The organism is Thermococcus sp. MV11 (assembly GCF_012027285.1).
Lineage (GTDB): Archaea > Methanobacteriota_B > Thermococci > Thermococcales > Thermococcaceae > Thermococcus > Thermococcus cleftensis.
Window position 1 is genome coordinate 1 of record NZ_SNUD01000002.1, and the last position, 11,995, is coordinate 11,995.

General features: G+C 56.2%; 11 protein-coding genes and 1 tRNA gene. 5 read left to right on the forward strand and 7 right to left on the reverse strand.

Translation table 11 applies throughout. The features are described from left to right. Nucleotides 1–59 precede the first annotated feature (59 nt). Nucleotides 60–147: transfer RNA gene (locus E3E27_RS05270), tRNA-Leu, on the forward strand. 500 nt (nucleotides 148–647) lie between these two features. Here E3E27_RS05270 and rpiA read toward each other — a convergent pair. From rpiA to psmB, 5 genes are read right to left on the reverse strand one after another with little or no spacing between them, the layout of a single operon-like run. After that, nucleotides 648–1,331, reverse strand: coding sequence for a ribose-5-phosphate isomerase RpiA (rpiA, locus tag E3E27_RS05275; protein ID WP_167773796.1), 684 nt, complete (start codon nucleotides 1,329–1,331; stop codon nucleotides 648–650). 4 nt (nucleotides 1,332–1,335) lie between these two features. Continuing rightward, nucleotides 1,336–1,713: a hypothetical protein gene (locus E3E27_RS05280; protein ID WP_371731558.1), complete on the reverse strand. Its 378-nt coding sequence runs from the start codon at nucleotides 1,711–1,713 to the stop codon at nucleotides 1,336–1,338. Between the two features lie 36 nt (nucleotides 1,714–1,749). Continuing rightward, a complete protein-coding gene (locus E3E27_RS05285) occupies nucleotides 1,750–3,081 on the reverse strand; it encodes a pyridoxal-phosphate dependent enzyme (RefSeq protein ID WP_167774035.1) in 1,332 nt (443 codons plus the stop codon). A gap of 11 nt (nucleotides 3,082–3,092) precedes the next feature. After that, nucleotides 3,093–5,039, reverse strand: a complete 1,947-nt coding sequence (locus E3E27_RS05290) for a beta-CASP ribonuclease aCPSF1 (RefSeq protein WP_014788385.1) — start codon at nucleotides 5,037–5,039, stop codon at nucleotides 3,093–3,095. Nucleotides 5,040–5,049: 10 nt separating this feature from the next. Continuing rightward, nucleotides 5,050–5,661, reverse strand: coding sequence for an archaeal proteasome endopeptidase complex subunit beta (psmB, locus tag E3E27_RS05295; protein ID WP_014788386.1), 612 nt, complete (start codon nucleotides 5,659–5,661; stop codon nucleotides 5,050–5,052). Nucleotides 5,662–5,778: 117 nt separating this feature from the next. On the opposite strand from psmB, the gene E3E27_RS05300 reads away from it, so the two are divergent. Together E3E27_RS05300 and E3E27_RS05305 are read left to right on the forward strand one after the other, a co-directional pair. Continuing rightward, nucleotides 5,779–6,942, forward strand: a complete 1,164-nt coding sequence (locus tag E3E27_RS05300) for a hypothetical protein (protein ID WP_167773797.1) — start codon at nucleotides 5,779–5,781, stop codon at nucleotides 6,940–6,942. A gap of 3 nt (nucleotides 6,943–6,945) precedes the next feature. Then, nucleotides 6,946–7,284, forward strand: a complete 339-nt coding sequence (locus E3E27_RS05305) for a potassium channel family protein (RefSeq protein WP_167773798.1) — start codon at nucleotides 6,946–6,948, stop codon at nucleotides 7,282–7,284. A gap of 28 nt (nucleotides 7,285–7,312) precedes the next feature. Here E3E27_RS05305 and gdhA read toward each other — a convergent pair whose 3' ends face one another. Next, a complete protein-coding gene (gene gdhA / locus E3E27_RS05310; protein WP_167773799.1) occupies nucleotides 7,313–8,572 on the reverse strand; it encodes a glutamate dehydrogenase in 1,260 nt (419 codons plus the stop codon). 602 nt (nucleotides 8,573–9,174) lie between these two features. Between gdhA and E3E27_RS05315 the strand changes: the two genes are divergently transcribed. Further along, a complete protein-coding gene (locus E3E27_RS05315) occupies nucleotides 9,175–10,761 on the forward strand; it encodes a sodium-dependent transporter (RefSeq protein ID WP_371731559.1) in 1,587 nt (528 codons plus the stop codon). A 156-nt stretch (nucleotides 10,762–10,917) separates the two neighbouring features. Continuing rightward, nucleotides 10,918–11,646, forward strand: coding sequence for a hypothetical protein (locus E3E27_RS05320; protein ID WP_014788391.1), 729 nt, complete (start codon nucleotides 10,918–10,920; stop codon nucleotides 11,644–11,646). Here the strand turns inward: E3E27_RS05320 and E3E27_RS05325 are convergent. Beyond that, nucleotides 11,643–11,960: a P-II family nitrogen regulator gene (locus tag E3E27_RS05325; protein WP_014788392.1), complete on the reverse strand. Its 318-nt coding sequence runs from the start codon at nucleotides 11,958–11,960 to the stop codon at nucleotides 11,643–11,645. The two genes, E3E27_RS05320 and E3E27_RS05325, sit on opposite strands and share 4 nt — an antisense overlap. Nucleotides 11,961–11,995 lie beyond the last annotated feature (35 nt).

Sequence of the window (11,995 nt, forward strand, 5' to 3'; positions counted from 1 at the left end):
TGGAGCGAACAAATAAATTTATAAACTTCGAACCTGGTTATTCCCTTGACCCGCAGTGCGCGGGGGTTGCCGAGCCTGGTCAAAGGCGGTGGACTCAAGATCCACTCCCGCAGGGGTTCCGGGGTTCAAATCCCCGCCCCCGCACCACAACGAAAGACAAGGGGGCTCCGCCCCCTTATCTCTCTGTACTCTCAAACCCCCGAAGTGGGGCTACGCCCCACAACCCCGATTTTTCTCTAAAACTCCGGGGGGCTTCGCCCCCACACTCCCCTTTCAGCCCTTGCTTTCGCCCGACGGGCGTTGAGAGAAGTAAATTCATTTGCGAGGGAGTTCATCAAGTACGTTCTCTTTTAGAAACGAGCACTTGCAGGTAAAATCCCTGCATTAGGCCGTTTAAAAGGAGCTACGAACTTTTGGTCAAGCTTTCCTAAAGCTTGCTCTGTACTCGCAAACCTCCGAAGTAAGGCTCGATCACGTTAAGAAACTTTGCTGGAAGGATTCATCAAAAACCTGCATGGGAGATTTCCTCTGAAAAACGCGTTCTGGGGTGTTTTCCCCGGGTTGCCTTTGTGGGCAGAAATGGATTCATTCCAAGGAGGCGTTTTCAGAAGGGAAAACCACCAGGCAGGGGTTGGAAAAGAAAGGCCTCAGCGCTCGAGCCTCTTGACGCCTTCCCTCGTGCCGACGAGAACTATGTCAGCGATGTCCGCGAAGATGCCGTTCTCCACAACGCCCGGAATGTTGTTAAGCTCTATCTCCAGGTCGAGCGGGTCCTCTATGCGGTGGAACCTCGCGTCGAGTATGAAGTTGCCGTTGTCGGTAACGACGGGACCGTCCTTTTTGCTTGCCATTCTCAGCTCAGCGGTGGCGTTGAAGACCTCTATCTCCTCCGCTATCGCGCGCCACGCCGCAGGAATGACCTCTATCGGAACGGGCACTCTCTGACCCAGCCTCTCGACGAGCTTGCTCTCATCAACGAGGACAAGGAAAGTTCCGGCGCGGTACTCAATGATCTTCTCCATGGTTAGAGCCGCTCCGCGGCCTTTGATGAGGTTGAGGTTCGGATCCACCTCGTCAGCCCCATCGACGGCTATGTCTATGGCATCGACCTCGTCGAGGCCGACAACCGGAACACCGTTCTCTATCGCCAGGAGCCTGGCCTGGTGGGAGGTTGGAACGCCGTAGACGTCCTCGAGCTCCCCCTCCATTATGAGCTTGCCCAGGTACTCGATGAAGTAAGCGGTGGTGGAGCCTGTGCCGAGGCCGACTATCATGTCGTCCTCGATGAACTTCAAGGCCTCCTTCGCGACGGCCCTTTTCAGTTCCTCCATATCATCACCCCACGGGAGTCACGTTGCAGGGAACGGTGGCGTTCCCGCTCGTCACCATCTGGTAGAGCAGGCTCTGATTGGAGTAGCACTGGGGGGTGAAGCCTATCATCAGCGAATAGCTGAGCATCGTGAAGTAGAGCCAGAACAGCGCCCAGCCCCAGAAGGCCTTCCTGAGAACGGCGCGCTCCTCGGGAACATCGGGGGGTAGTTCCTTGACCACGGCGAGCACGAACTTGTCTATGACGAGGTAGAGGGCGAGCCCTATCAGCCAGCCGTACTGGAACTTAGCAGCCGCCACTCCGCTGATTATCCCCGTTATGAGCCCCCATAGGTAAACCGTGAGTGAGAACTTATGCTCGACGGACAGCTTCACCTTCTTCACCTACGATTAGCTTTTAAAAGGGGCTTTAAAACCTTTCTACCCGAGGGTTTCGAGGAACCTCCTTCCCCTCTCCGTCAGCCCGTAGTAGACCCTCCTGCCCCTCCTGTGGGTCTCCTCAATTAGCCCCATGCTTTCAAGCTCGCGGAGGTGCTGATAAACCGCCTGATACTTGAGGGGCTTCTCCAGGGCCTCCCATATCTCGTAACCGTACATGCTCTTCTCGCTCAGCAGTCTGAGTATCTCCAGCTTGGTTCCCCCAACGCTGAACCTCTCGCGGCTCTCGGAGTAGTGGCCCTTGAGGCCGGAGCTCGTCACGACCAGGGCTATCCTGTCGTCGCGTTCGAAGTAGTCTTCCTCAGCCAGCTTGAGGAGGGCAGGGACTATAACCGCCGAGGCGTACTCGGCGAAGATTCCTTCCTTGGCAAGGAGTCTCTGGCCAAGGTCAAGCTCGTCCTCCCCCACGAGAACCGCGGTTCCGCCGCTCTCGTCTATGGCCTTGAGGGCGAGCTCCTTCATCACGGGGTTCTTCACGTACAGGCCAAGGGCCTTAGTCGGCTCGGCTCTTGGTTCAACGCCGAGGATTTCGCTTGCTATTGGAGAGCACTTCTCGGCCTGAACCGCGATCAGCCTGGGAAGCTCTTCGATGGCACCTATTTCCCTCAGCTCCACGAAGCCCTTGTAGATGCTGTAGAGGTTGCTCCCACTGCCGGTTGGAACTATCACGTGAGTCGGGCCCAGCTCCTCCCACAGCTCGAAGGCCAGCGTTTTCTGCCCCTCCAGGCCGACCAGGTTGCTCTCTGGGGTAACGTTGTACAGTCCCTTCCCCTCCGCCAGGCCCTCGGCGTAGCTTATGCCCTCGTCCACGCTTTCGCCGTAGCGTATAACCTTGGCCCCGAGGGCCGCTATCTGGTTGAGCTTTCCCTGCTCTATTAGCTTAGGAACCACGACGTAGGCAGGCCTTCCAGCCCGTGAGGCATAGGCCGCGAGGGAGGCCGCGGCGTTCCCGTTGCTTGCTATGACGAAGCCGTTGTCGGCGTGGGGCAGGCCGTAGGAAACCGCCACAGTTATGAGTCTGTCGCGAAAAGAGCCAGTCGGATTTCTCGTCTCGTCCTTGATGAATATCTTCAGCCCAAGTTCGCCCCCAAGCTTTGCCCTCAGCAGAGGCGTCCCGCCCTCGCTCAGGCTTACTACTTCGTGAACCTCTGGTAGAAGCTCCCTGTACCTCCACACCCCGGGCTTTCTGTCCCTCCACGCGGAGGGGTCGATGGAATCGTAGTCGTAGGTTATCCTAAGGGGCTCGCCACAGGAGCACGTAGGAGGAATGAGGGAGGAGTAAAGCCTCCCACAGCCCGGACAGCGAACCCTCATCTCAGGCACGCTCACTTCAGCCTTATGGCGTCGAGGTTGTTGGGGGCGCGCGTCGAGATGCCAAACTTCTTGTGTATGCTGGTGCTGAGGTCGAGACACTTGTGGGCCTCGCCGTGGACGGTTATAACCCTCTCGGGCCTTGGCCTCAGCCTTGCGATGTAGCTTATCAGCTCCCTCCTGTCGGCGTGGCCGGAGAAGCCGTCTATCGTGTGAACCTCCATGTTCACCGGCACGACCTCGGTCTTTCCGTCCTCTCCGACGAGGGGTATCTCGCGGAGACCGCGCTGCACCTGTCTTCCAAGGGTTCCCTCCGCCTGGTAGCTGACGAAGACTATGCTGTTTTTCGGGTCCGGGGCGAGCTGCTTGAAGTACTCGACGCTCGGCCCGCCGACGAGCATGCCCGAGGTGGCTATTATTATGGCCGGCTCGCCCGAGTCTATGATGTCCTGCCGCTCCCTGCTGTTGGCGACGCTCTTGAATATCGGGTTGAGGAACGGGTTGTAGCCCTCGTGGAATATCTGCTCGCGGAGGTGCCTGCTGAGGTACTCGGGATAGGCGGTGTGAATAGCGGTGGCCTCCCAAATCATTCCGTCGAGGTAAATCGGAACCTCTATTCCACCGACGCGCGCATATTCTTCGAGGACCATCATTATCTCCTGGGCCCTACCGACGGCCATGGCAGGAATGAGAACCTTGCCGCCGCGCCTTATCGTCTGGTGAATAACCTCTATGAGCCTCTTCTCGGCCTCTTCACGCGGCATCTGGTAGTCGTTGCTCCCGCCGTAGGTGGACTCCATGACGAGGGTCTCAAGGCGCGGGAACCTGCTCACGGCCGGCTCGAAGAGCCTCGTGGGGATAAACTTGAAGTCGCCGGTTATGGCTATGTTGTGAAGCCCGTTGCCTATGTGGAGGTGCACTATAGATGAGCCGAGTATGTGGCCGGCGTTGTGGAGGGTGAGCCTCATGTCAGGGGCTATATCCCTAACCTCGCCGTAGTCGAGGGTTATCGTGTGCTTTATGACCTCCTTGATGTCCCTCGGCCTGTAGAGCGGCTCGACGCCGTTCATCTTCTGGATCTCGATGAAGTCCTGCTGGAGGAGCACCATCAAGTCCCTCGTCGGGGGAGTTGTGTAGATAGGCCCGTCGAAGAGCTTGTAACGGAAGAGGTAGGGAAGCATTCCGCTGTGGTCGAGGTGGGCGTGGGTTATGATTATGGCGTCGAGAAGGCCGGCGTCAAGGACGTAGCGAAACTCCGGGGCGTCGAAGTGCGGGAAGGCCTTCTTCGGATCCTTCATCGCGGCTATGTTCACTCCAAAATCGACCAGAACGTAGCTCTCGTTGGTCTGAACTAGGAGGGCGCTCCTGCCGACCTCGCGGAATCCTCCCAAACCGGTGATCCTGATCCACTCGCTCTTGACCTCCGGCTTGCGGTAGATGTTCCTGCCCGCCTGGCGGAGGAACTTTCTCCTGTCCTTGGCCTCGGCCTGGAGTATCTGCCTTATCGAGTATATCGTCTGGCTCTGGAGCGGTGGAGTTCTGACGACCCTCGGCGCCCAGTGGACCTTCTGGGTGATGAGACGGAGCGTCTCGCCGTTCTTGCCGATGACGAGGCCAGGTTTCTTGGCCTCGATGAGGACCTCTCCCACGGAGGGGTCGAAGCTGATGTTGGTTATCTCCGCCTCTTTCGGGACGATCTCCTTTATCATCTCCTCAGCCCTTTCAGGCGGGAGAAGAACCTCCGGGTCGGGCCGGACGCTTATGCGCTTCTTGAGAACCTTGGCGAGGTTCCTTATCAGCTCCCCGTCCCTCATTATCGCCTCGGGGTTCTTGACGTATATGACCAGCTCAGGTCCCTCGAACTCCACCTCGGTTATCCTGGCCTCCCTGGGAACCATCTGACTTATAACTGCTTTTATATCGCGCAGTATGTCATCAACGAACGTCTCTCTCCTTATCACTGGTACCACCTCATTCCAGAAGGGCCTTTATTTCCTCATCGCTCCACTCCCTGTACCCCTCGCGGGTAACGGTAACCAGGGTGACGCCACCTCCCGTGAAGACGTCCCTCCTGGTGGCGGCCTTTATAGCCCTGAGAGCGAGCTTAACGCCCCCCTCCAGGGGCATGTCCTCCCGATAGTTCTCTTCAAGTATTGAGAAGGCGAATTCCATTCCGGAACCGGCGGCTGTGAACTTGTCTTCCGTGACGCCGCCCGCCATGTCTATCGAATAAAGACCGGGCTTCTCGTCATGACCCGCTATGAGAAACCACCCGAAGTAGGGCATGAAGCGGTTCCCATGAAGCACGTTAGAAGTCAGGGTCGCGAGAGCCTTAACGCTCATCTCCTTGCCCACCCTTGCGCGGTAGAGCTTTGCCTCAGCGCGGAGAAGCCGGACGAGGCTTAGAATATCCCCAACGCTTCCGGCACCGGCAAGGGCCAGGTGGTCATCTATCCAGAAGACCTTGGTGACGTTCTCAGACAGCACCATGTTGCCGAGCGATGCTCTCCTGTCAGCCGCTAGGACGACGCCGTCCTTACATACAATGCCGACCGTAGTCGTTCCCTTTAGCTTTTCGGTCAATTACAACACCCCTGCTGGTATGTTTTTAGAATAGAAGAACCTCTACAACGCCAGTTTAGGGGAATAGTATTTAAAGGTTTCGTCCGAAGTGTACGCTTGGATACGGAGGGTGATAGAATGAAGGAAGTTATCCTGCTCACGGGGCCGCCGCTCAACGGGCGTGACGAGTACATAACCGAGGCTCTCGAGAAGGCCAATGGCGAGAGCTACGCCTACTACCACGTCTTCGACTACATAAAGGAAGTTGGCAAGGAGAAGGGCGTCAAGATAACGAGAAAGAACGTCCTCGATTTCGCCATAAATCACCAGGACCTGATGAACGAGATACGCGACGAGGCCTTCGAGAGGATAAGGAGCGAGATAGACGGGAGCGATAAGAGGTACCACCTCGTATCAACGCCCAGCCTCTTCAGGTGGGGAAGCGGTAGTGTCATAGGGTTCACCACCAGCAATCTGAAGCTCCTGAAGCCGGACAGGGTGATAATAGTCCTCGACGACGTGCTATCGGTCAGGAGGAGGATAATCAACGACCCGGAGTGGTTCGAGCGCTTTGGAGAGAACCCCGAGAACATCAAGCTCACCACCCTGGTCATGTGGCGCGAAGATGCCATAAACCACGTGAAGACCCTGATACACGAGCTCAAGAAAGAGGGAATAAACGTCCGCTACGTCCTGCAGTTCGGCATAAGGCACCCGTACGGCGTCTTCCTTGACCTGATATTCAGTGAGAAGGAGAAGCCCCTCGTCTACCTCAGCTACCCGATGACCGGCCACGAGGAGGAGTACTACCACCGCGTCAGGGGATTCTACACCAAGCTCAGCGAGCACTTCACGGTTCTCGACCCCGGGGCACTTGACGACTGGTGGGTCGTTGCGGAGTACGACAACCAGGTAGCTAGGAACCCGCGCGTGAAGAAAATCAGGATAAAGCACCTCATCGACGGCAACGAAGTAGACGAGCTGGACAGGGGGGACATAGAGCAGGCGACGGAGATACTAAGGAGACAGCTCGTCGAGAGGGACTTCAACCTCGTCGATGTGAGCAAAGCTATAGCTGTCTATCACTACGCCGAGGGCGTTTCGGCTGGGGTTATCAGCGAGATGGCGGAGGCTTACAGGACGCTGGCGGCGATATACCTCTACTACCCCTTCGAGAGGAGGCCTAGCCCATTCATGGAGTTCTATGGCATGCAGAACCCCTCGCGTAGGACGATGTTCAGGGACGAGGACGAGATGGTAAGGGCGATGGTCGATGAAAAGGAGTACTGGGCAAAGGTGTGATTAATGAGCGGGGAGCTCGTTGGCTTCAGTACTTTTTTCAAGGAATTCCTCAGGGTCCTGTACTACGTTAGGAGCATACTCGCCGGACTCTTCGGCCTGATAGCCCTGATTGGGGTTGTCATATCACTTGTCGATAGAATGACAATCTGGCAAGGTGTTTATCTTGCGTTCGTTTCGGCCTTCACAGTGGGCTACGGGGACATAACACCCAAAACTCCCGTTTCCAAGTTTCTGGCTGTGATAATACTCCCCATTCTCGGCATGATGCTGACGGGCATAATGGTCGCGGCGGCGATGAAAGCCATAGAAAGACTCTACCAGGAGAAATGGGGGGAAACTTGAGTCAACAACAGAAAAAGAGGGGAAGAGATCACTTCTTCACCCAGCCGCGCCACTTCATGGCGTCGTAGACCCTCTGGACGGCGACGACGTAGGCGGCGTCACGCATGTTGATGCCCTTCTCCTTGTGGGTGTTGTAGACGTCCCAGAAGGCCTTGGTCATCTTCTTGTCGAGCTTGGCCCTGGTGGTCTCGAGGTCCCAGTAGTCGCCGGTTATGTTCTGGACCCACTCGAAGTAGCTGACGGTGACACCACCGGCGTTACAGAGGAAGTCCGGTATGATAAGGACGCCCTTCTCGTAGAGTATCTCGTCGGCCTCCGGGGTGGTCGGACCGTTGGCGAGCTCGGCGACGATCTTGGCCTTGATGTTGTCGGCGTTCTCCTTGGTGATGACGCCCTCGATGGCGCTCGGGGCGAGGACGTCAACCTCAAGCTCGAGGAGCTCCTCGTTGGTGATGTTGGTGGCTCCTGGGAAGTCCTTAACGCTGCCGTTCTTCTTCTTCCACTCGAGGACCTCGTCGGCGTTCAATCCATCGGGGTTGTAGATGCCGCCCTTGCTGTCGCTGACGGCGACGACCTTCATGCCGTACTCCTCGCTCATGATCTTGGCCATGTAGTAGCCGGCGTTACCGTAACCCTGGATGGCGATGGTCTTGCCCTTGAGGTCCATGTTGAGGGCCTTCGCGGCCTCGCGAACGGTGTAGCTGGCACCCCTGGCGGTGGCGTCCATTCTGGCGACGATACCACCGACTCCGGGCGGCTTGCCGGTGATGATGCCGAAGCTCGGGACCTTCCTCCTGCTGATGGCCTCGTACTCGTCCATCATCCAGGCCATGATCTGCGGGTTGGTGTAAACGTCCGGGGCCGGAATGTCGGTGTACGGGCTGATGACGTCGTAGATGGCCCTTATGTAGTTCCTAGCGAGCCTCTCCTTCTCCCTCTCGCTGAGCTCCTTCGGGTTGACGATGATACCACCCTTACCTCCACCGTAGGGGAGGTCAACAACGGCGACCTTCCAGGTCATCCAGGTGGCGAGGGCCTTAACGGTGCTGAGGGTCTCGGCCGGGTGCCACCTTATACCACCCTTGGTCGGACCGCGGGCCCAGTTGTGCTGAACGCGGAAACCGGTGAAAACCTTAACAGAACCGTCGTCCATCTCGAGCGGGACGCTGACCTCAACAATCCTCATGGGCTTCTTGAGCCACTCAAGGGCCTCCTCGCTTATCTCCATGAACTGGGCAGCCCTCTCGAGCTGCTGAACGGCCATCTCAAAGGGGTCAATCTCGACCATCTCTACCACCTCGGGTTTCGGTAATTTGCGAGGTACTCTTAGGCATTTGCATATATAAACCTTTCGATAAAGGAGGCAGGAGAACGGTTAATTTCAAACAAAAAGTTAAATACGGAAATTTTCGGCGAAAAGAAAAATTCTCCCGAAATCTTAAGACGAAAAAAGCGATGTACATCTAAGATTTTCTATGCATTGAAGAACATAAAATTGCACCAATGAACTTTCATAGAACAGGCTGGCGGCGCCCTCAGCGAGAAGTCGGTCATCACCCCATCAGCTCACTCTCGTTGCAATCATCGGGCGCCAACGGACGTTGAACCAACGCAAATTAAACTTTGCGGAAACCCAGCGGTGCTTCATTGTCATAATGAGTCGTTATCCAAGCGATAGTCGTCATTATGCCAATAAATGGGTTACGTTACCCGGGCGTATTAAAGAAACGACGAAACGCCAATGTGAAAAGTTTTGCGGTCGAGTAAATCGTCTTTCGTCGAAAAAAGGCAGGAGAAAGTTTTTTATAGAATGCCTTGCCTTATACATAATGCCCCACACCCATACATGGGGTTTTGTAACCCATACATTTAAGAACGGGGGTGAATGTTGTGGAACAGCAGAGGGATCAATGGGCTACTAAGATCGGTTTGATTCTTGCCATGGCCGGAAATGCCATCGGTCTCGGTAACTTCTGGAGGTTCCCGTACCAGCTCGCCAGTAACGGCGGCGGGGCCTTCATGATACCGTACTTCTTGGCTCTCGTACTGCTGGGTATTCCGGTGATGTGGGTCGAATGGACCACCGGTCGCTACGGTGGCAAGTATGGCCACGGTACCATCGGGCCAATGTTCTACCTTATGGCCAGGGAAAGCGTCAAGCCAAAGACCGCGTTGATATTCGGAGTCATCGGTGGAATGCTTGCCTTCTCCGTGGCGGCACTGCTCAGCTCCTATTACTACCAGATCATAGGCTGGTCAGCAGCTTACACCTACTACAGCCTCACGGGAGCGTACTTTGGAAAAGACACCGTCCAGTTCTTCCTCAACTACGTCGCCGACACCAAGTCGGTGCTGCTCTTCTGGGGACTGACGATGCTGTTCCTCGGAATAGCAGTCGGACAGGGCGTCAGCAAGGGCATCGAGCGCTGGGTCAAGGTCATGATGCCGGTGCTCTACGTCTTCGCGATACTCCTCGTCATCAGGGCGCTGACCCTTGGCTCACCGGTCAAGCCCGAGTGGAGCGCTGTGAAGGGTCTCGAGTACATATGGAAGCCGGACTTCCAGACCCTCAGCGAGAACTTCTTCAAGATAAGCTTGGCAGCTGCGGGACAGATATTCTTCACGCTGTCCCTCGGTATGGGTATCATCCACAACTACGCCAGCTACCTCGGTCCGGAAGATGACGTCGCCCTCAGCGGTCTCGCCACGGTCTCGCTCAACGAGTTCGCGGAGGTCATACTCGGTGGTTCACTCGCCATACCGATAGCCTTCGCTTACATGGGTCCAGAGGCCGCCACCAAGGCCGGCGTCGGTCTGGCATACATGGCCCTGCCGAACGTCTTCATGAACATGCCGGGAGGCCAGATATTCGGTGCGATGTGGTTCCTGCTCCTCTGGTTCGCGGGCTTCACCTCGGCGATAGCGACCTACAACTACCTCGTCGCCATGCTCGAGGAAGACATACACCTCGACAGGAAGATAGGCACCTGGGCGGTCTTCGGGTTCCTGTTCCTGCTTGGACTGCCGGTCGCCCTCGACAGCACCCTCGCCTACCTCAGTGAGCTCGACATGTGGGTCGGCAGCTACTTCCTCGTCCTGCTTGGCCTCTTCGACGTCATAGTTGCAGTGTGGCTCTTCAAGCCCGACAACTTCTGGGAGGAGCTGCACAAGGGAGCCTATATGAAGGTGCCCGGCTGGTACAAGCCGATACTCGTCTACATAGCGCCACTCTTCATGCTGTTCCTCCTCGGAGGAAACACCTGGGACTACCTCAATAACGGAGCGTTCACTGTCTCGGAGTACTACGTCACGAACGTGCTCGGCTACGACTACACCCCGGAGATAGTCAGCCTCATCACCAGGGCCAGGATAGTGATACTGATAATCCTCGTGCTCGGTGCACTGGAGGCGTACATGGCCATCAAGAAGAAGTACGGCGAGGAGCTGGCAAAGAACGAGGTCATCATAAAGGTCTGAGGTGGTGGAGATGGACGCAGGTGCGCTTGCATTCATGGCCTTTGCCTGGGGCTCCATTTTTATATTGATGTACTGGAGCATTTCGAAGCTCCTGCAGGCCGAGAAGGAGCAAAAGGCTTAAAGCCTTCTTTTCTTTTAACTTTGGGAGGTGTGCAGATGAAAAGCGCAGAGATTCTGCGAGACGTCGCGCAGACGTTAGAAGATGTTGAGAAGAGGATAAACTCACTCAAAAACCTCTCGGACAAAAACAAGCAAAAGGCCCTTAGGCTCATTCACGAGGCGAGGGAGAACTTCTTCCAGCTCTCCAATAACCTGGCGGTGGATAACGAGGAGCTAGCCAACTTCTTCCTCAAGAGAGCCGTCAGGCTGAAGAACAACACCACCGACAAGTACATCGATAAGATGGGAGAAAAGGAGTACATGAAGGAAGTTGCCCTCATGAACAAGTACTCCAAGGTGGCCCCGTACGATTTCGCCGGCGAGGTTAAGGTTCTCCGCAGGGCATACTTTGCCTTCCTGGCCGGAATGGTGCCATTCTACCTGATATCCGGTATATTCGGGCCGGTCTACGCGGTCACTGCGCTCATACTGATAATCCCGACGTTGCTCGCGATGCTCAGCCTGAGGAAGAGGGGAAGCCTCGGACTGATGCTCTCCTTCGCCGTGATGCCAATACCGATGGTTATGGGTGCCTTCTCAATCAGGTACGCTGCTTACGCCTTCAACAATCCGGACGAGCTGGCCAGGATAGCGGAGGCCTTTGGGAGGAGCATCTCCTTCGCCCAAGGCGTTGTCATAACGATTGGTGTTTTGGGGGCCGCAAGCCTGATCCTCCTCGGCTACGCCAGCTATACACTCTACAAGCACAGGCATGCTTTCCTCTAATAGAGGGCCTCGTTTCCCCTCTCCTCCGTTCTTATCCTTATGGCCTCCTCGACTGGGAGAACGAATATCTTCCCGTCCCCCGGCGTCCCGCTCCTCGCGTTCCTGACGATGACGTCAATCACCTTCTCAAGGTCCCTGTCCTTCACCACCAGCTCTATCTTCATCTTGGGCAGGAGGTCGTAGGGTGGAACGCCTCCCTGGACTCCCCTCCCCTGCACGGGGTAGGCTGTCAGGGGCACGATGCCCACCTGCTTGAGGGCGTTCTTCACGCGGTCGAAATCGTTTCCCCGGATAATGGCCTCAACCTTTTTCATGGCAACCACGTAGATAATTTGTCAAAACTCCAGAA